Origin of the sequence: Burkholderia sp. Bp8986, assembly GCF_003854225.1 — a bacterium.
In the GTDB taxonomy this organism is placed as follows: Bacteria; Pseudomonadota; Gammaproteobacteria; order Burkholderiales; family Burkholderiaceae; genus Burkholderia.
Map to the genome: position 1 here is coordinate 41604 of NZ_QTQM01000050.1, position 18049 is coordinate 59652.

The window sequence follows — 18049 nt, forward strand, 5'->3', positions numbered from 1 at the left end:
CGCACCGGCGCCGTCACCGCTCGCCGGTCATCCGCCGGTACGCGTCGAGCAGTGACGTCTTGTAGACGACGCCCGCGAGCGTCGGCTCGGCTTCGCTTTCGATCACCGGCAGCCGTTCGCCCTGGAACGCCATGAAGCGTTCGAGCGCGGTCGCGAGCGGCATGTCGGGCGTGAGCAGCGGAAACGGCGTATGCGTGTAGTGCGCGGCCGTCTTGTCGGTCGTGTCGCGCTTGTCGAGCAGGTCGGACGTGATGTCCTTCAGCGCGACCGCGCCGCGGAAGCGCCCGGCGTCGTCGGTCACGTACAGATACTTCACCGGATATTCGAGAAACACGCGCGTCATGTCGGCGACGCTCGCGGTGAGCGGCACGATCGTCTGCGCGGGCTGGATCAGCTCGCGCATCTGGGTGGTGCGCAGCCGCAGCCGTTCCTGTGCGTCCTGGTGATGGTGCAGCGTGATCTCGTACATCGACGTCGTGCCGGTCGCGCGCGCGACGAAATACGCGAACACGCACGACACCAGCAGCGGCAGCACGACCTGGTAGCTCAGCGTCATCTCGAAGATCATCAGGATCGCCATCAGCGGCGCCTGCGTGGCGCCGGCCAGGAACGCGCCCATCCCGACCATCGCATACGCGAAGTACGCGGACGTGTGGCCGGGCCACAGCGCGTGCATCGCGAGCCCGAACAGCGAACCGAACACGGCGCCGACGAACAGCGTCGGCGTAAACACGCCGCCGACCGCGCCGGAGCCTGCGGTCGCGGCGGTCGCGATCACCTTGAACACCAGCACCGCGACCAGCGCCTGCCAGGTCCACGGCGCATGCAGGATGTGGTTCACGACGCTGTAGCCGTTGCCCCACACGTCCGGAATCCACACCGAGATCACGCCGACCACGAGGCCGCCGAGCGCGAGCCGCACCGGCAGCGGCACGGGCAGCCGCTTGAACTGGTTCTTGGACGCATCGAGCAGGTGCAGGAACTGCGGCGCGAGCACGCCGCACAGCGCGCCGAGCACGACGAACAGCAGCACTTCGGCGCCCGTCACGGCCGGGAACACCGGCATCTCGTACGGTGGCCGGTAGCCGGCGAATTCCCGCATCACGATGTTCGCGACGACGGACGCGACGACCATCGGCCCGAAGCTCTCCATCGCGATCGTGCCGAGCACGATCTCGGAGACGAAGAACGCGCCGGCGATCGGCGCGTTGTACGCGGACGTGATACCGGCCGCGGCGCCGCACGCGACGAGCAGGCGCAGGCGCGGCGGGTCGAAGTGCACGAAGCGGCCGACCAGCGACGCCGCGAGCGCCGCGAGCTGCACCATCGGGCCTTCGCGGCCGATCGAGCCGCCGCTGCCGATCGTCAGCAGCGACGACACGCTGCGCCACAGGCTCTGCCGCACCGGCACGACGCCGTCGCCGAGCGCGACGGCTTCCATGTAGTCGATGTTGCCGGATTTTCGGTCGCCGCGCGTCGCGAGCAACAGCACGCAGCCGGCGAGGAAGCCGCCCGCGGCCGGCATCCAGAAGCGCACGTACCAAGGCAGGCTTTTCGCCATCTCCACGAAGCTGCCGCTGTGCCCCGAGATCAGGCGCTGCATCAGGTCGATGCCTTCGCGGAACGCCATGGTGGCGAAGGCGCCGCCGACGCCGACGACGGCCGACCAGATCAGCATCGTATGGGCGTCCGACAGGCGGAACAGCGTCTGGGCGCGAGTGCGCAGCTTCAGCAGGAACGAGAGCACGGCTGAAAGAGGGTGATGAAGAGGACGAAGGAAAACGACGCGAAGCATAGCACTGCGCCGCGCCCGCGGGACCTTCCCGTCGGGCGCGGCGCGTGTCGCGGCGTGGCTGCGCGGCTCAGCCAAGCCAGTGCTGTACCGCCCAGGTGATCCCGTAGCCGCCGGCGATCAGCCACACGTACAGGATCAGGCCGGTGGTCAAGGCGCGCGGGCCGGCCTCGCGGATCTGCGACACGCGGGTCTCGATGCCGAGCGCGGTCATCGCCATCGTCAGCGCGAAGGTGTCGAGCAGGTTCAGCGTGTGCGTGACGTCGGCGGGCAGCACGTTCAGCGAATTGACGATCACGAAGCCGAGGAAGCCGAGCGCGAACCACGGCACCGCCACCTTGCGCTTGCCTTGCGCGCCTTCAGCGGTCGCATCGGTCGAGCGCGCGGAGCGGGCGAGCCACCAGCCGAGCGTGAGCAGCACCGGCACCAGAAGCATCACGCGGGTCATCTTCACGATGGTCGCGACGTGCGTGACCTCCGGACTGATGTCGCTCGCCGCGCCGACCACCTGCGCGACCTCGTGGATCGTGCCGCCGAAGAACAGGCCGAGGCCGGTCGGGTCGAGGTTGAGCAGGCCGGCGTGATACGCGAACGGGTACAGGAACATCGACAGCGTGCCGAACAGCACCACGCTGCCCACGGCCATCGCGCTCTGGTGCGGCTTCGACTGCAGCGTCGACTCGAACGCGAGCACGGCGGCCGCGCCGCAGATCGCACTGCCGGCGGCGGTCAGGAGCGCCGCGTCGCGATCGAGCTTCATTACCTTCATGCCGACCCAGGTGCCGATCGCGAGCGTGCTGACGACGATCAGCACCGACACCGTCAGGCCCGGCAGGCCGACCTGCGCGATTTCCTGCAGGCTCACGCGCAGGCCAAAGAACGCGACCGCGATGCGCAGCAGCTTGCGCGCGGAAAAGTTGACGCCGGCCGCCCAGCTCGCGGGCATGCCGTCGCGCAGCGCGTTGCCGTACAGCGCACCGGCGACGATGCCGACGATCAGCGGCGACAGGCCGAGCCCGGCGACTGCCGGCAGTTGCGACAGACTCGTGACGGCGGCGGCGAACAGCGCGACGAACAGCACGCCGTTCAACTGGCCGCGCAGCGACGGCGCGGCGTGGGCAAGATGGGGAGTCGGAGCAGTGGACATGGGGCACCGTGATCAAGCAGGTTGCGATGGCCTAATCCTAGTTTGGTTATATCGATATGAAAAATTGTGATTTGTGACGTAAACTATCCGGGAAGCCGATAATTCATCCCCATGACCCCGGATCAACTGATAACGTTCGCGGCCGTCGCCGAACATCTGAACATCAGCCGCGCTGCCGTGGCGCTGCATCTGTCGCAGCCGGCGGTATCGGGCCAGCTGCGCCTGCTGCAGGACGAGTTCGGCGAGCCGCTGTACCAGCGTGACGGCCGCGGCATCCGCCTGACGCCGGTCGGCGAGCAGCTCGCGCAGTACGCGAAGGCCCAGCGCGACACGTTCGCGCAGGCGCGCGCGTTTCGCGACGCGGTGCGCGGGCTCGACGCCGGCACGCTGCGGATCGGCGCGAGCACGACGCCGGCCAGCTACCTGCTGCCTTACCTGATCGCGGCGTTCCAGCCGCGCGTGCCGCGGGTGGCGATCCACACGATGAGCGGCAACACGGCCGACGTGGTCGCCGCGCTGGCATCGCTCGACATTGCGATGATCGAAGGGCCGCCCGGCGAGGCGCTGCCGCCCGGCACCGCCGTGCACGCATGGCACGAGGACGAGATCGTCGCGGTCGTGCCGGCCGGGCATGCGCTCGCCGCGCCCGAGTACGCAGCCGGCGTCACGCTCGAGGCACTCGCCGCGCATCCGCTCGTGCTGCGCGAGGAAGGCTCCGGCGTGCGGCAACTCGTGGAACGCGCGTTCGCGCACGGCGGCGCGCCGATGCGTGTCGCGTTCGAGATCGCCGGTGTCGAGGCCGTGAAGGAGGCCGTGCGCGCGGGGATGGGCGTCGGCTTCGTGTCCGCGATGTCGCTGCGCCACGAGGGTGCGGCGCTCGTGCCGCGCTCGCTCGCCCCCGCGCCGCTCACGCGTCATTTCTCGATCCTGGTGCCGCACGGCGCGGCGCCGTCGCGCGTGGCCGCCCAGTTCCTGGAAATGAGCCTCGCGCACGACGCCGGGTAGACACCCGAAGCCGGTCCTGGAGCGCCGGATGCCCCTGCGCCCGCGCACGTTCGTGCGGCGGCCATCCTTAGGGATTTCCTCTATGGCGTGCGCCCGGGGCGAAGCGCACCATCCGTCTCAAGCAAATGGAACCGGTTCCATTCCGGAGAAAAAAAGGGCAGACATGGCAGACATCGTGATCGTGGCGAGCGCATTCGGGATGGACCGCGTGCGTCAGGAGGGTCACCGTGCATTCATCGCGACCGCGGCGGCATCCGGCGCGACCGGCTTCGAGGTGCGGCGCGAACTGTTCGCATCGGACGACGACGCGACGCCCGGCGCGCTGGCCGAGCTCGGCACGGCGCTCGCCGCGCACGGGCTGTGGTCGGTCTATTCGACGCCGGCCACGCTGTACACGGAAACCGGCGCGCTCGACGCCGAAGCGCTGCGCGACACGCTCGTCGAAGCCGACGCGCTCGGCGCGCGCTTCGTCAAGTTCCAGCTCGGCGGCTTCGCCGGCAACGCGCACGCAGCCGAGATCGTCGCGCTGTCGCGCGGCGCGCGTGCCCGCGTGGTGGTCGAGAACGGCCAGTTGCCGGTGGGCGGCGCGCTCGCGCAATTCAGCGGGCTGTTCGCGGCGCTGGCCGAGGCGGGCGCGCCCGATGCGCTCGGCATGACGTTCGACATCGGCAACTGGCAGTGGCCGGGCGAAGCGCCGCTCGCATGCGCGCACGCACTCGCGCCGCATGTGGAATACATTCATTGCAAGGCAGTCGCTGGCGAGGGCGCGCGCCGTTTCGCGGTGGCGCCGGCGCCGGGCGACACGCTCGTCACGGGCGTGCTCGCGGCCCTGCCGCAAGCGGCGCCGCGCGGCATCGAATTCCCGTTCGATGCGGCCGACCTGGCGGGCGATGCCGGCCGGCGCGTCGCGTGGCTCGCCGCCGCGTGACGCTCGAAGGATACGGAGAAATGCACTCATGAAGGCAGCACTCGATGTCGTGACCTACGGCGAAGCGATGGCGATGTTCGTCGCCGCCGAGCCCGGCCACCTCGCGCACGCCGCGCAATTCACGAAACGGATCGCGGGCGCGGACCTGAACGTCGCGATCGGCCTATCGCGGCTCGGCTTCCGGGTCGGCTGGATGAGCCGGGTGGGCCGCGATTCGTTCGGCGGCTACGTGCTCGACACGCTCGCGCGCGAAGGCATCGACGCGTCGTGCGTGACCGTCGATCCGCGCTATCCGACCGGCTTCCAGCTGAAGTCGCGCAACGACGACGGCAGCGACCCGACCGTCGAATATTTCCGCAAGGGCTCGGCCGCGAGCCACCTGTCGTGCGACGACTACGTGGCTGACTACGTGCTCGGCGCACGGCACCTGCATTTGACGGGCGTCGCACCCGCGATCTCCGCGACGTCGTGCGAGCTTGCGTTCCGGCTGGCGCACGAGATGCGTGCGGCCGGCAAGACGATCTCGTTCGATCCGAACCTGCGCCCGACGCTGTGGCCGTCCGCCGACGTGATGGCGAAGACGCTGAACGCGCTCGCGTCGCTCGCCGACTGGGTGCTGCCCGGGCTTGCCGAAGGGCAGCAGCTCACCGGGCACGACACGCCGGCCGACATCGCGGGCTTCTACCTGGCACAGGGCGCGCGCGGCGTGGTGATCAAGCTGGGCGCCGACGGCGCGTACTTCCGCACGGCCGACGGCCGCGAGGGCACGGTGGCGGGCGAGCGTGTCGCGAACGTGGTCGACACGGTCGGCGCCGGCGACGGCTTCGCGGTCGGCGTGGTCAGCGCGCTGCTGGAAGGCCGCTCCGTCGAGCAGGCGGTCGCGCGCGGCAATCGCATCGGGGCGCTCGCGATCCAGGTGATCGGCGATTCGGAAGGCTTGCCGACCCGCGCGGCGCTCGATCGGCTCGAAAACGTCAGCAATCGCGCCGATCGCCTAGAGGAAACCGTCACCGCGCAATGAGAGGCCGGACACGGCACAATCCGCGGACCCAATTCGTGCTTCGTGCACGGTTTTGCATGAGGCCGGAGCAGGCGCCATCGCGCCGACGCCGGTCGATTCCCGAAAGGACGGGAGCGGAGCCGGGCGTTTGACCCGCCCACTCCGATCACCCAAGGAGACACTCTGATGGCAGCCAATCTCGCAGCACGACGCTGGTGGACGATCATGCCGATCGTGTTCATCACCTACAGCCTTGCTTACCTCGACCGCGCGAACTACGGGTTCGCTGCAGCCGCCGGCATCAACCAGGACCTCGGGATCAGCAAGGGCCTGTCGTCGCTGATCGGCGCGCTGTTCTTCCTCGGCTACTTCTTCTTCCAGATTCCCGGCGCGATCTATGCGGAGCGCCGCAGCGTCAAGAAGCTCGTGTTCGCCAGCCTCGTGCTGTGGGGCGCGTGCGCGGCGCTCACGGGGGTGGTCACCAACATCCCGTCGCTGATGGCGATCCGCTTCGTGCTCGGCGTGGTCGAGGCGGCGGTGATGCCGGCGATGCTGATCTACATCAGCAACTGGTTCACGAAGAACGAGCGCTCGCGTGCGAACACGTTCCTGATCCTCGGCAACCCGGTCACGGTGCTGTGGATGTCGATCGTGTCGGGCTATCTCGTGCACGAATTCGGCTGGCGCCACATGTTCATCGCCGAAGGCGTGCCGGCCATCATCTGGGCCGTATGCTGGTGGTTCCTCGTGCAGGACAAGCCGGCCGATTCGCCGTGGCTCACCGCGCAGGAAAAGCGCGACCTCGACGCCGCGCTCGCGGCCGAACAGGCGGCGATCAAGCCCGTGCGCAACTACGGCGAGGCGTTCCGCTCGCCGGCCGTGATCAAGCTGTGCGCGCAGTATTTCTGCTGGAGCATCGGCGTGTACGGCTTCGTGCTGTGGCTGCCGTCGATCGTCAAGAACGGCTCCGAGCTCGGGATGGTCGCGACCGGCTGGCTGTCGGCGCTGCCGTACCTCGCGGCGACGATCGCGATGCTGGTCGCGTCGTGGGCGTCCGACAAGGTCGGCTCGCGCCGCGGCTTCGTGTGGCCGTTCCTGCTGGTCGGCGCGGCCGCGTTCGCCGCGTCGTATGCGCTCGGCTCGTCGCACTTCTGGATCTCGTATGCGCTGCTGGTCGTCGCGGGCGCCGCGATGTACGCGCCGTACGGCCCGTTCTTCGCGATCGTGCCGGAACTGCTGCCGAGGAACGTCGCCGGCGGGGCGATGGCGCTGATCAACAGCATGGGCGCGCTCGGCTCGTTCGTCGGCTCGTATTTCGTCGGCTACCTGAACGGGGCGACCGGGTCGCCCGTCGCATCGTATGCGTTCATGAGCGTCGCGCTCGTCGCCGCGGTGATCCTCACGCTGTCCGTCAAACCCCAGGCGCGCGATGCGCACCCGCTCGCGACGCCGCTGCAAGGAAAATGAAAACGATGAAGCCTCGTATCGTCGCGTACAAGCCGCTGCCCGATGACGTGCTCGCGTACCTGCGCGAGCATGCGGAGCTCGTGCAGGCCGACGGCGCCGACGCGCTCGCCGACGCCCTCGGCGACGCGGACGGCGCGATCGGCGCGAGCCTGAAGGTCACGCCGCAGATGCTCGATCGCGCGCCGCGGCTGAAGGCCTGGTCGACGATCTCGGTCGGCTACGACAACTTCGACGTCGCGGATCTCACGCGGCGCGGGATCGTGCTCGCGCATACGCCCGACGTGCTGACCGAATCGACCGCCGATACCGTGTTCTCGTTGATCCTCGCGTCCGCGCGGCGGGTGGTCGAACTGGCGGAGTGGGTGAAGGCCGGCCACTGGCAGCGCAGCATCGGCCCCGATCTGTACGGCACCGACGTGCAGGGCAAGACGCTCGGCATCGTCGGGCTCGGGCGGATCGGCGGCGCGGTCGCGCGCCGCGCGGCGCTCGGCTTCCGGATGCAGGTGTTGTACACGAACCGTGCCGCGCACGCCGAAGCCGAGACGCAGTACGGCGCACGCCGCGTGACGCTCGACGAGCTGCTCGCGCAGTCGGACTTCGTGTGCCTGCAGGTTCCGCTGTCGCCGCAAACGCATCACCTGATCGGCGCGGCCGAATTCGCGAAGATGAAGCGTGGCGCGATCCTGATCAACGCGTCGCGCGGGCCGGTGGTCGACGAGGCCGCGCTGATCGACGCGCTGCGGGCCGGCACGATCCGCGGCGCGGGGCTCGACGTGTTCGAGACGGAGCCGCTGGCGGCGGACTCGCCGCTGCTGCGGATGAGCAACGTCGTCGCGCTGCCGCATATCGGCTCGGCGACGCACGAGACGCGCCATGCGATGGCGCGCTGCGCCGCGGAAAACCTGGTCGGCGCGCTGGCCGGCACGCTGCGCACGAATCTCGTCAATCCGGACGCGCTCGCGCGCGTCTGAGCGGCGGCGGCCGGCCGGCGGGCCGCCGCCGCAGTTAGAGTCGATGGTCTTGGTGCGGGAGGGCAGGCTGCGTTATGATCGCCCGCTCGTCGCGCATCGACGACCCGGCCACGCGGCCGGCGGCGTCCGGCGACGGGCATCCGTGCCAGCCCGGTGCGGCCGATCGCCGTGCGTGTCAGGCGAGCGGAGCGGGCGCGAAGGCGCCGGCTTCGATCGACCGCGAAGCAGGGGAGCGGCGGCGTGCGCCGGGGGGCGTTCGTATCCAACAACAAAGGTCCGTCCGCACACGAAGCGGCGCGGATCGTACGTCGCGAGGCACGACTTGAGCGATTCGCAACCTTCCACGCAGCGTCCGGCGACGATCAGCGACGTCGCACGCGAAGCCGGCACGGGCAAGACCAGCGTTTCGCGCTATCTGAACGGCGAGACGCACGTGCTGTCCGCCGATCTGCGCCAGCGGATCGAGACGGCGATCGCGCGCCTGAACTACCGGCCGAACCAGATGGCGCGCGGGCTGAAGCGCGGCCGCAACCGGCTGCTCGGCATGCTCGCGGCCGACCTGACCAATCCCTATACCGTCGAAGTGCTGCTGGGCGTCGAGGCCGCGTGCCACGCGCTCGGCTACATGCCGCTCATCTGCCACGCGGCGAATGAAGTCGAGATGGAGCGGCGCTTCCTGCAGCTGCTCACGACCTACCGGGTCGAAGGGCTGATCGTCAATGCGCTCGGCGCCGAGGAAGACGTGCTGCGCCCGCTGCGCGGCGGCGGCATCCCGGCCGTGCTCGTCGACCGGACGGTCGAGGGCTTCGAGGCGGACCTGATCGGGCTCGACAACACCGATGCGATCGAGACGGCGCTCGCGCACCTGATCGCGCGCGGCTTCGATGCGATTCATTTCGTCGTGCAGCCGTTCGAGCGCGTCAGCTCGCGGCGCCTGCGCGAGGCCGCGTTCCGCGCGGCGCTCGAGGCGCGCGGGCTGCCGGTGCCGCCGACGGTCGTGCTCGACCTGAACGAGCCGGCCGCGGCCGCCGTGGCGCTCGCCGACCTCGACGCGCGCGTCGATGCGGCCACGCAGCGCGGCGTGCGGGCGGCGCTGTTCGCCGCGAACGCGCCGGTCGCGCTCGCGATCGCGCGCCACCTGCGCGCCCGCTTCGGCGCCGCATGGCAGGAAAAGGCCGCGCTGCTGTCGATCGACGATCCGGAGTGGGCCGAGCTGATCGGCATCACGACGATCCGTCAGCCGACCTACGAGATCGGCTACAAGGCCGTCGAATTCGTGCACGAGCGCATCGACGGCGCGGTCGGCGACGTGCGCGTCGCGATGCTGCCGGGCGAGCTGATTGCGCGCGCGTCGACCGCAAGCTGAGTATCATGCGGGGCACGCGGCGCGTCAGGTGCGCTGCCCCGAACAAGGAAATTCATGACTGTCGCTCCCGTCACGCTGGCGGTGCTGATCGCCGCCACGCTGATCATCGCGCTACTGCCGTTCGTTCTCTTCCGTACCCTGCGCAAGCCGCTTGCGCTCGACCGCCGCGACACGATCGTCGGCGTCGCCGTCTTCACGCTGTTCGCGATGATCGTCGAACGCGCATTCCATGGCCTCGTGCTGAGTCAGACGCCCGCCGGCGGCTGGCTCACGCAGCCGCTCGCATTCGTCGCGTACAGCGCGCTCGCGACCGCCGTGTTCGAGGAAGTCGGCCGTTATCTCGGGTTCTGGTTCCTGAACCGCCGCTACGGCGCGTCGGCCAGCGACGGGCGCGGCATCGGCTACGGGATCGGCCATGCCGGCGCCGAAGCCTGGTTCGTCGGCGTGCTCGTCTGGGGCCAGTGGTCGTATCTCGCGTGGCTCGCGAGCCGCGGGCAGCTCGAGACGCAGCTCGCGGACCTGCCGGGCGATACCGTCGTGCGGCTGCACGTGATGCTGGCGACGCTGTCGGCACAGTCGATCCTGCTGTTGCTGATCGAGCGCTGCGCGGCGTTCGCGGTGCAGCTCGCGCTGTCGGTGCTGGTCTGGCGCGGCGTGCGTGCCGGCCGCGCGGGCGTATTGCCGCTCGCGATCGTGCTGCATGCGCTGGCGGCCGCACCGGCGTTGCTGTACCAGGTGCGCGTGCTGCCGGCCGGATCGCTCGAGGCCGTGTATTTCGTGCTGGCCGCGATCCTGGTCGCCGTGCTGGTGAAGACGTGCCGGTCGCCGCGCGCGGCGGCCTGACGGGAGAGGCGGAATGGACGACTATCTGATCGAATGCGCAAGCGCCGAATTCGACGCGCTCGCGCGCGTGATCTGCGATCTCTTTCCGGAGCAGACGCGTTTTGCCGAAAGCAGCGACGAACGCGGGCGCTTCCTGTCCGTGCAGTGGCTTGCGATGCGTTTCGGTTCGACGCCGAAACGGATGACGCTCGATATCCGCATCGTGCCGGCCGCGCTGGCGCGCTATCTGGCGCTCAGGCCGATGCAGCGCGCCCGCAGCCACGCGGTGCTGCATGCGTACACGGAAGCGATGCTGGGCTCGCTCGAGGAGCGGCACGCGGCGGGTGAAGCCGTCGAGCGCACCGCGGAACTCGAACTCGACGAAGACTTTGCGTGAGCGGCGACGCCGGCGCGATGCCGGCGCGGCGCGTGTCACGCGACGCGCGCTTACGCGTCGCGATAAACCTGCGCGAAGCGCTGCGCCTGCACGACGCCATAGTCGCCGGGTGCATATTGCATGACCCAGTCGCCGGCCACGCCGCGCAGCGTGTCGCCGTTTTCCGAGCGGGCGATCGTGAACGGCTCGTCCATGCGACGGGCGAGCACGACGGCCGGCCGGTTCCGGTAGGCGCCCGGCGCGCCGTGCGCGAGCGCCGGATCGGCGGGCAGGTACTTCGCGTCGAAGCGCGCGCGCGACACGACCCAACGGTCGCCGGTCGAGCCGGTGATCAGCGCGTCGCCCGCGACATAGCGGTTCGGGCCTTCGAGGCTCATCAGTTCGCCGTCGGCATCCGCGAATGCGACCGTGACGGTTTCATCCTTCACGACGCGACGGGCCTGCGGGTCGGTACGCAGATCGAGGTGCTTGAGTTCGAGCATGGCAGGGGGGAAGTGCGGGAAAAGCCGGGAGCTTATCCCGAATCCGGCGCGCCGTGTGACGCGCCGGATTCCCGCGGGATGCGCGACGCCGTTCGGCCCGCACGGGCAGTGCGGCGCCGACGGGGCGGACGTCAGGGTTGCGCGGGCGCGCTGGCGGCCGGCGCGGCTGCTGCCTTGCCTTCCTTGCTCGCGGCCTTGCCCTTGCCGCGGTGTTCGCCGCCGTGGTGCAGCCAGCTGCGGAACGTCGTGTCGGCGAGCGCCTTCTGGTCGGCCGGGAAGCGCTCGTAGAGCGGCGCGAATGCGTCGGCGAGCTTTTTCGCGCCGTCCGCGTTCGCCTGCGCGAGTTCCGCGTACTGCTTCATGTCGTCGACCGCGGACACGTCATGGCTTTCCATCCGGGCGCGATAGAGGCGGCCCATCGTGTCCCCGTTCTCGCGCATCGTGTCGGCGAACGTCTTCCATTGCGGTTCCTGCGCCGACGTGATCTTCAACTGGTCGTGCAGGTACTTGATGCGCTGCTCGATGCGCGCTTCGTGGCGTGCGGCACGCTGTTCGGCGCTAGGGGCAGACGCGGCCGTTGCCGCTGCCGGTGCGGGCGTTTGCGGTTGCGGCGGGGTTTGCGCGAATGCGCTGGCTGCAACGGCGAGCGTAGCGAGGGTGAGCGAGATCTTCTTCATGGTTGGCTCTCCGGGGTGGTGTCCTGCGAGCGGGCGCGGCGGCCAGTGCCGCGAGCGCGCATCTCGCGTCGCACCTTATTAGTAGCACGTTGCGTGCAGTGCAGCAGCGAAAGCGACACTTGCTTACATCCGATACGAATCGAAATTGAAAGGGACCTGGCGAAGGCCGGCGATCGACGGTGTTCGATCGGCGAGTCGGGCGCCGCGCGCGAACGAGGCGGGGCGATGCGAGCGCGTGAGATCCCGTTTGGGCGCACCGGCGTTCGGCGCTATCATCGCGTCACGTTCCATTTCGCCGGCGCGTTGCACGCCGGCCCAGCCTCATGCGTCCTCCTCGCCTCGACCAACTCGACGATCTCGACCGGCAACTCGTCGCGCTGCTGCAAGCGGATGCGCGCGCAAGCGTCGCTGATCTCGCGCGACAGCTCGACGTTGCCCGCACGACGGTCGTCGCGCGCATCGCGCGGCTCGAGCGTACCAACGTGATCGCCGGTTACAGCGTGCGGCTCGGTCAGGACGTGCTCGACGCGAGCATTTACGCATACGTCGGCATCATTCTCACGCCGAAGTTCGGCAGGGACGTGCTGCGCAAGCTCGACCGGATGCCCGAGGTGCAGCTGTTGTGCGCGGTGAGTGGCGAATACGACTATGTCGCGTGGTTGCGTGCCGATTCGCCGGAACGGCTCAACGACCTGCTCGACCAGATCGGCACGCTCGAAGGCGTCGAACGCACGACGACGTCGATCATTCTGTCGCGCAAGATCGATCGCGGCACGATCGGCGGATGACGCGTCGCATGCGGTGTCGCATGTGACGCCGCGGCGCGATTCGATTCGTCGCGCAGGCTTTTCCTCCTTTCCCTTCCCCTTGATGCCCGCCGCCCGCGCACGCCGCGGGGCGGGGCGTTGCCTCGTGCGTCCGCACGCGAGCGTCGTTGTGTCGAATGCGTGCGCGGGCGCGCGCAACGATTCATTTGCCTGCCATGTCCCGCCTTGCGTGTTCCTTCCTGTCCGGCCACACGCGTCCACACGCGTCGATCGCGGCCCGTCTGACGCACGCCGTATACGCGTTTTTTAGATGATTTGGTCGTTGTGACGAAATGTGTAGTCATTTCGTCGAAAGTATCGGTCGTTTCGCATCATTCTTCGTCTTGGAACTGATTTTGCACGTCCCTAAACTGTGTTCATGGCTCGACGCCGTACACCAACACCAAACCCATCATCAGGAGATAAGCGCATGAAAATCGCCATCGTCGGCGCAGGTCTGATCGGCCACACCATTGCTCACATGCTGCGTGAAACGGGCGACTACGAAGTCGTCGCGTTCGACCGTGACGCTGATGCGCTCGCCAAGCTGTCGCGTGAGGGCATCGCGACGCAACGTGTCGATTCGGCCGACGCCAATGCGATCCGTGAAGCCGTGAAGGGCTTCGATGCGCTCGTCAACGCGCTGCCGTACTACCTGGCGGTCAACGTCGCCGCGGCGGCCAAGGCGGCAGGCGTCCATTACTTCGACCTGACCGAAGACGTGCGCGCGACCCACGCGATCCGCGAACTGGCCGACGGTTCGGACCGCGCGTTCATGCCGCAGTGCGGCCTCGCACCGGGCTTCATCGGCATCGCCGCGCACGAGCTCGTGAACGGCTTCAGCGAAGTGCGCGACGTGAAGATGCGCGTCGGCGCGCTGCCCGAGTATCCGACCAACGCGCTGAAGTACAACCTGACGTGGAGCGTCGACGGCCTGATCAATGAATACTGCCAGCCGTGCGAAGCGATCCGCGACGGCCGCAAGCAGTGGGTGCAGCCGCTCGAAGGCCTCGAACATTTCTCGCTCGACGGCACCGAATACGAAGCGTTCAACACGTCGGGCGGCCTGGGCACGCTGTGCGAGACGCTGTCGGGCAAGGTCGAGACGCTCGACTACAAGTCGGTGCGCTATCCGGGCCACCGCGAACTCGTGCAGTTCCTGCTCGAAGACCTGCGCCTGTCGAGCGACCGCGACACGCTGAAGTCGATCATGCGCCGCGCGGTGCCGTCGACGAAGCAGGACGTCGTGCTCGTGTTCGTCACGGTGACGGGCGTGAAGGACGGCCAGCTCGTGCAGGACGTGTTCACCCGCAAGATCTTCGCGAAGGACGTGTGCGGGATGCACATGAGCGCTATCCAGATCACGACGGCCGGCGCGATGTGCGCGGTGCTGGATCTGTTCCGCGAAAAGAAGCTGCCGCAAAGCGGTTTCATCCCGCAGGAAAAGGTGTCGCTGAAGGCGTTCCTCGCGAACCGCTTCGGCAAGCTGTACGAAGGCGGCACGATGGAGCGCGTGCACGAAGTCGCCTGACGATCGGTCTCAGGCACGAGGGCCGTGCGACGCCGGGAGCGCAACAGCGCTTCCGGCGTTTTTTTTGACGAGCGCGTCGAAGCCCTTCACGGCTTCACGGATCGCATTGGCGTCGGCCGAATCGACACGTTGCGTCGCGATGCCTTCACGCGACATGGTGAAGCGACGAGGAGCAGGGCGGTGCGCGCCGCTCAGGCGGGCAGCGGCGGGACGATCGTTGCCGCCGGCGGGGGCGGCACGATGCGGTACAGCAGCGCATCGATGTCCGCGTCGGACGGTGCGGTGTTGTCGAACATCACGATGCCGTCGCATTCGTGGCCGGTCGGCACGAAGCGGCGTTGCCGGTATTCGTCCCAGTGCGCGAGCTTGTACGCGTCGTTCGGATTGCCGCGCGCGACGATCCGCTGGTGCGCGACGTCTTCCGAGGTGTGGACCCACACGACCGTCAGCGCGACGTCCGGCCCGATGCCGAGCCACGTGCGGTCGAGGATGCGCCGGTCGCGCACTTCGCGCGACAGCGGGCCGACCACGAGCGCGCCGATGCCGAGCGCGAGGTTCTCGCGGGCCGTGTCGAGCAGGCCCTGGTATTCGGGATCGCGCAGATGCTTCAGGTAGAGCGGGCTGTCGCGGTCGTTCGGATCGGAGGTGAGGGCGCCCATCGCGGCCGAGCTGTAGCGGCCGTAGAGCGTGTCCTTGTCGAGCAGGCAGAAGGCTTCGCCGGTCGCGCGCATCAGCGGCCCGATCAGCCGCTTCGCGAGCGTGGTCTTGCCGGTGCCGGCATGACCGCAGAAGAACACCAGGTGCGTCACGAATACCGGCTCCCCGAATCCGTGCGCGGTGCGGCGGTGCGCTTGCCGTCGCGCGAGAACACTTCCGCTTCAAGCCACATCGCGTTGATGATGCCGAAGCCGAGCGCCACGCCGATGCCGAGTATCCACGAGAAATACCACATGGGTCTGTCTCCTTGAAGGTTGGGCGGCACGGCCGTGCCGTGCACTTGTCGAAGCGATGCCGTGCGCGAGCCGCGGCGCACGCAATCCGATCATGACCAATATCGGCGTGCCGCGCAAGCCGGGCCGCCCGCGCGGCAACCCGGTAAACTGGTGCGATAACGGCAACATGACGGACATCATGCTCATCAACTGTGCTGCATACCAGGACGGCCGCAAGCTGGCCGATATCGATATCGACGCCATCAGCGAATACGTGTCGAAACCCGAGTGTTTCGTATGGGTCGCGCTGAAGGATCCGACGCCGGACGAGATCGACCTGATGGGAGAGGAATTCGGGCTGCACGAGCTCGCGCTCGAGGATGCCCGCAAGGGGCATCAGCGGCCGAAGATCGAGGAGTACGGCGATTCGCTGTTCGCGGTGCTGCACACGGTCGAGCTCGACCACGACGGCGAATTCAATGTCGGCGAGCTGAACGTGTTCGTCGGCCCGAACTACGTGCTGTCGATCCGCAACCATACCGAACAGGACTTCCGCGCGGTGCGCAAGCGCTGCGAGCGCGAGCCGCATCTGCTGCAGGAAGGGTCGGCGTTCGTGTTCTATGCGTTGATGGACCAGGTCGTCGACCGTTATTTTCCGATCCTCGAGACGCTCGGCAACGAGCTCGAGGAACTCGAGGACCGCATCTTCACCAAGGCCACGCCCGCGTCGTCGCGCGCGATCATCGAGGATCTCTATTCGCTGAAACGCCGGCTCGTGATGCTGCACCAGCACACGGCGCCGCTGATCGAGCCGCTCGCGAAGCTCACCGGCGGACGCATTCCGCAGGTCTGCAGCGGGATGGAGCATTACTTCCGCGACGTGTACGACCACCTGCAGCGGATCGTGAAGACGATCGAAGGGCGGCGCGAGATGGTCGTGACCGCGATCCAGGTCAATCTCGGGATGATCTCGCTTGCGGAGAACGAGGTGACCAAGCGGCTCGGCTCGTTCGCCGCGCTGTTCGCGATACCGACGATGATTGCCGGCATCTACGGGATGAACTTCGCGAACATGCCCGAACTGCACCTCAAGTACGGCTTCTACGGCTGCATCGGCGTGATGGTCGTAGCCGATCTCGCGTTGTGGTGGCGCTTCAAGCGGGCGGGGTGGCTGTAGCCGTGGCCCCATGCACCGTCAGCGCGGAGCGTGCTTGCCGACCACGACGCGCCACGGACGCACGCGCCAGGACTTGACGAGGCCGTTCTGCACGTAGGGATCGGCGCGCGCGAACGATTCGGCGGCTTCCGGCGAATCGCCTTCGAACACGAGCACGGCCTGGTCGGCCGGATCCTGCAACGCGCCGGCGAGCACGAGTTCGCCGCGTTCGGTTGCCGCCCGCGCGAGTGCGAGGTGCTCGGCGCGGTACTGTTCGCGCCGGGACAGGTAATCGTCGACGAGTTCGTAGATCAGCTGGTAATGCATGGTCGCTCCCGGAATCGGCCGCCGCGGGATGGCGGGTGTTGGCTCAGTATAGGGCGAGGTTCTGTCTTTGTCGGCGCGGTTTGCGGTGGCCTCGTTGGTGCGTGGCCGGCCGATCCCCGGCGTGCGATGACGACGGTTTTCAGGTCTCGACGTTCTTCCTTAAAATGCAACTAACGGTCTGGCGCAGATCCGCCATCACATGTGGTGGGGTCCTCGTACGGGAACCGTTACCGCCCGTTGCGTCTCGTTGTGTCTTCAGGAAAGGCGGGGGCAGGCAGACATGTTCCATGCGGATTCCGGGCCCGGATTGCGCGCGCCGGAAAAGGGGGCCGAAGCCGGGGCGAGCGTCGGTGCGGGCGCCGTGCGAGGGCGTTTCCATTGGCCGCAATGCGACCTATGCTGAACAAACCCGGAGCGAACTTCGTTCGTCCGATTCGTCCAGAGAGGTGTGCCATGCCTGTATCAGCCACCCTGCAGGATTGCCTGCGCCAGAAGTCATCGCGGTACGAAGTCGTGTACCACCCGTATAGCCATACCAGCATGGAGACGGCCGCCGCCGCGCATATCCCCGGCGATCGCCTCGCGAAAACCGTGCTGCTCGAGGACGACGAAGGCTACGTCGCCGCCGTGCTGCCGACGTCGCACGCGGTGCGGCTGTCGGACCTCTGGGTCAAGACCGGCCGCCATCTCGTGCTCGCCAGGGAAATCGAACTGCGCGAACTCTTCAAGGATTGCGACCTGGGCGCGTTGCCGCCGGTGTGCATGGCGTACGGGATGAAGACGTTCCTCGAGGAACATCTCGCGCAGCAGCCGGAAGTGTATTTCGAGGCCGGCGACCACGAAGCGCTGATCCACATGATGCAGGATGAATTCCTGTCGCTGATGGAGACGGCCGAGCGCGCGCATTTCTCGCACAAGATGCAGGGGATGTGGTTGTCCTGATCGTCCTGTTGCGGGCGGTTTGCGGTGGCTGGAGACGGCGTCTGGCGGGCGGCCGTCGGGGGCATTGCGTGCCGCAGGTTTTTGCTGAGGCGGGGTTCACGCTGCAAGAACGGTGGCTGCGCGTGACTGGTGAGGAAGGAGGCCGGCGGTGTGCGGCGGGGATTTCAGGGGCGTTTTCGGGTAAATTTCATATTTGACATAATCTCAATTATCGATAGTTTTGATTGTAGTAGCTTTTTAGAAATGTCGTGTTCCAGCCATTTAGAAATGTCGCGTTTGGACCTCGGTAAGCTTGTCGGCC

The 18049-nt window shown here is 67.9% G+C and carries 20 protein-coding genes; 12 read left to right on the forward strand and 8 right to left on the reverse strand.

Features of this window, described 5'->3' with window-relative positions; translation table 11 throughout:
• Positions 1-13 precede the first annotated feature (13 nt).
• Both DID99_RS31285 and DID99_RS31295 read right to left on the reverse strand, forming a co-directional pair.
• Complete coding sequence (locus DID99_RS31285) at positions 14-1747, reverse strand: ClcB-like voltage-gated chloride channel protein (protein ID WP_221621948.1); 1734 nt, start codon at positions 1745-1747, stop codon at positions 14-16.
• 115 nt (positions 1748-1862) lie between these two features.
• Positions 1863-2939: a YeiH family protein gene (locus DID99_RS31295; RefSeq protein WP_124668248.1), complete on the reverse strand. Its 1077-nt coding sequence runs from the start codon at positions 2937-2939 to the stop codon at positions 1863-1865.
• 111 nt (positions 2940-3050) lie between these two features.
• On the opposite strand from DID99_RS31295, the gene DID99_RS31300 reads away from it, so the two are divergent.
• The 8 genes from DID99_RS31300 to DID99_RS31335 all read left to right on the forward strand — a co-directional run bounded on the left by DID99_RS31300 (position 3051) and on the right by DID99_RS31335 (position 10895).
• Positions 3051-3944: a LysR family transcriptional regulator gene (locus tag DID99_RS31300; RefSeq protein ID WP_124570533.1), complete on the forward strand. Its 894-nt coding sequence runs from the start codon at positions 3051-3053 to the stop codon at positions 3942-3944.
• Between the two features lie 163 nt (positions 3945-4107).
• Complete coding sequence (locus tag DID99_RS31305) at positions 4108-4872, forward strand: sugar phosphate isomerase/epimerase (RefSeq protein WP_124668249.1); 765 nt, start codon at positions 4108-4110, stop codon at positions 4870-4872.
• Between the two features lie 28 nt (positions 4873-4900).
• Complete coding sequence (locus DID99_RS31310; protein WP_124668250.1) at positions 4901-5893, forward strand: sugar kinase; 993 nt, start codon at positions 4901-4903, stop codon at positions 5891-5893.
• Between the two features lie 165 nt (positions 5894-6058).
• Positions 6059-7339 (forward strand): MFS transporter, encoded by a 1281-nt coding sequence (locus DID99_RS31315; RefSeq protein WP_044848248.1) that lies wholly within the window; start codon positions 6059-6061, stop codon positions 7337-7339.
• Between the two features lie 5 nt (positions 7340-7344).
• Positions 7345-8310, forward strand: coding sequence for an NAD(P)-dependent oxidoreductase (locus DID99_RS31320; RefSeq protein ID WP_124570531.1), 966 nt, complete (start codon positions 7345-7347; stop codon positions 8308-8310).
• A 322-nt stretch (positions 8311-8632) separates the two neighbouring features.
• A complete protein-coding gene (locus DID99_RS31325) occupies positions 8633-9676 on the forward strand; it encodes a LacI family DNA-binding transcriptional regulator (protein WP_124485442.1) in 1044 nt (347 codons plus the stop codon).
• Between the two features lie 54 nt (positions 9677-9730).
• A complete protein-coding gene (locus DID99_RS31330) occupies positions 9731-10519 on the forward strand; it encodes a YhfC family intramembrane metalloprotease (RefSeq protein ID WP_124668251.1) in 789 nt (262 codons plus the stop codon).
• A gap of 13 nt (positions 10520-10532) precedes the next feature.
• Positions 10533-10895: a DUF3022 domain-containing protein gene (locus DID99_RS31335; RefSeq protein WP_044848245.1), complete on the forward strand. Its 363-nt coding sequence runs from the start codon at positions 10533-10535 to the stop codon at positions 10893-10895.
• A gap of 50 nt (positions 10896-10945) precedes the next feature.
• Here the strand turns inward: DID99_RS31335 and DID99_RS31340 are convergent, their stop codons facing one another.
• Both DID99_RS31340 and DID99_RS31345 read right to left on the reverse strand, forming a co-directional pair.
• Entirely contained in the window at positions 10946-11377 is a 432-nt protein-coding gene (locus tag DID99_RS31340) for a PGDYG domain-containing protein (RefSeq protein ID WP_124521715.1), read from the reverse strand.
• Positions 11378-11508: 131 nt separating this feature from the next.
• The gene (locus DID99_RS31345; protein ID WP_044848243.1) at positions 11509-12054 is read right to left on the reverse strand and encodes a Spy/CpxP family protein refolding chaperone; all 546 of its coding nucleotides are present in this window, start codon (positions 12052-12054) and stop codon (positions 11509-11511) included.
• 323 nt (positions 12055-12377) lie between these two features.
• On the opposite strand from DID99_RS31345, the gene DID99_RS31350 reads away from it, so the two are divergent.
• Entirely contained in the window at positions 12378-12842 is a 465-nt protein-coding gene (locus tag DID99_RS31350) for an Lrp/AsnC family transcriptional regulator (protein ID WP_124668252.1), read from the forward strand.
• A gap of 448 nt (positions 12843-13290) precedes the next feature.
• On the forward strand, positions 13291-14391 hold the full coding sequence (locus DID99_RS31355; protein WP_040144221.1) for a saccharopine dehydrogenase family protein: 1101 nt from the start codon (positions 13291-13293) through the stop codon (positions 14389-14391).
• A gap of 9 nt (positions 14392-14400) precedes the next feature.
• Here DID99_RS31355 and DID99_RS37455 read toward each other — a convergent pair whose 3' ends face one another.
• The 3 genes from DID99_RS37455 to cydX are packed head-to-tail and all read right to left on the reverse strand — an operon-like array spanning position 14401 to position 15343.
• Entirely contained in the window at positions 14401-14547 is a 147-nt protein-coding gene (locus tag DID99_RS37455; protein WP_185733846.1) for a hypothetical protein, read from the reverse strand.
• Positions 14548-14582: 35 nt separating this feature from the next.
• Positions 14583-15200: an ATP-binding protein gene (locus DID99_RS31360; protein ID WP_044848242.1), complete on the reverse strand. Its 618-nt coding sequence runs from the start codon at positions 15198-15200 to the stop codon at positions 14583-14585.
• Positions 15197-15343 (reverse strand): cytochrome bd-I oxidase subunit CydX, encoded by a 147-nt coding sequence (gene cydX, locus DID99_RS31365; RefSeq protein WP_044848241.1) that lies wholly within the window; start codon positions 15341-15343, stop codon positions 15197-15199. The genes DID99_RS31360 and cydX overlap by 4 nt, the downstream gene beginning before the upstream one ends.
• Before the next feature lie 179 nt (positions 15344-15522).
• Here cydX and corA point away from each other — a divergent pair, with 179 nt between their 5' ends.
• Positions 15523-16500, forward strand: a complete 978-nt coding sequence (gene corA, locus DID99_RS31370; RefSeq protein ID WP_044848267.1) for a magnesium/cobalt transporter CorA — start codon at positions 15523-15525, stop codon at positions 16498-16500.
• An 18-nt stretch (positions 16501-16518) separates the two neighbouring features.
• Here the strand turns inward: corA and DID99_RS31375 are convergent, their stop codons facing one another.
• Positions 16519-16806 carry a YciI-like protein gene (locus DID99_RS31375; RefSeq protein WP_124485447.1) on the reverse strand — a complete coding sequence of 96 codons (288 nt, stop codon included), beginning with the start codon at positions 16804-16806 and terminating at the stop codon, positions 16519-16521.
• A gap of 453 nt (positions 16807-17259) precedes the next feature.
• On the opposite strand from DID99_RS31375, the gene DID99_RS31380 reads away from it, so the two are divergent.
• Complete coding sequence (locus tag DID99_RS31380) at positions 17260-17748, forward strand: aminoacyl-tRNA deacylase (protein ID WP_044848239.1); 489 nt, start codon at positions 17260-17262, stop codon at positions 17746-17748.
• Positions 17749-18049: the final 301 nt, after the last annotated feature.

Excerpts from the sequence above, each read along its gene's own strand:
- DID99_RS31305 (WP_124668249.1), top strand. The coding sequence starts at position 4,108 with ATGGCAGACATCGTGATCGTGGCGAGCGCATTCGGGATGGACCGCGTG.
- DID99_RS31355 (WP_040144221.1), top strand. The coding sequence starts at position 13,291 with ATGAAAATCGCCATCGTCGGCGCAGGTCTGATCGGCCACACCATTGCT.
- DID99_RS31300 (WP_124570533.1), top strand. The coding sequence starts at position 3,051 with ATGACCCCGGATCAACTGATAACGTTCGCGGCCGTCGCCGAACATCTG.
- DID99_RS31315 (WP_044848248.1), top strand. The coding sequence starts at position 6,059 with ATGGCAGCCAATCTCGCAGCACGACGCTGGTGGACGATCATGCCGATC.
- DID99_RS31295 (WP_124668248.1), bottom strand. The coding sequence starts at position 2,939 with ATGTCCACTGCTCCGACTCCCCATCTTGCCCACGCCGCGCCGTCGCTG.
- DID99_RS31345 (WP_044848243.1), bottom strand. The coding sequence starts at position 12,054 with ATGAAGAAGATCTCGCTCACCCTCGCTACGCTCGCCGTTGCAGCCAGC.
- DID99_RS37455 (WP_185733846.1), bottom strand. The coding sequence starts at position 14,547 with ATGTCGCGTGAAGGCATCGCGACGCAACGTGTCGATTCGGCCGACGCC.
- DID99_RS31320 (WP_124570531.1), top strand. The coding sequence starts at position 7,345 with ATGAAGCCTCGTATCGTCGCGTACAAGCCGCTGCCCGATGACGTGCTC.
- DID99_RS31335 (WP_044848245.1), top strand. The coding sequence starts at position 10,533 with ATGGACGACTATCTGATCGAATGCGCAAGCGCCGAATTCGACGCGCTC.
- DID99_RS31350 (WP_124668252.1), top strand. The coding sequence starts at position 12,378 with ATGCGTCCTCCTCGCCTCGACCAACTCGACGATCTCGACCGGCAACTC.
- DID99_RS31340 (WP_124521715.1), bottom strand. The coding sequence starts at position 11,377 with ATGCTCGAACTCAAGCACCTCGATCTGCGTACCGACCCGCAGGCCCGT.
- cydX (WP_044848241.1), bottom strand. The coding sequence starts at position 15,343 with ATGTGGTATTTCTCGTGGATACTCGGCATCGGCGTGGCGCTCGGCTTC.
- DID99_RS31310 (WP_124668250.1), top strand. The coding sequence starts at position 4,901 with ATGAAGGCAGCACTCGATGTCGTGACCTACGGCGAAGCGATGGCGATG.
- DID99_RS31375 (WP_124485447.1), bottom strand. The coding sequence starts at position 16,806 with ATGCATTACCAGCTGATCTACGAACTCGTCGACGATTACCTGTCCCGG.
- DID99_RS31330 (WP_124668251.1), top strand. The coding sequence starts at position 9,731 with ATGACTGTCGCTCCCGTCACGCTGGCGGTGCTGATCGCCGCCACGCTG.
- corA (WP_044848267.1), top strand. The coding sequence starts at position 15,523 with ATGCTCATCAACTGTGCTGCATACCAGGACGGCCGCAAGCTGGCCGAT.
- DID99_RS31380 (WP_044848239.1), top strand. The coding sequence starts at position 17,260 with ATGCCTGTATCAGCCACCCTGCAGGATTGCCTGCGCCAGAAGTCATCG.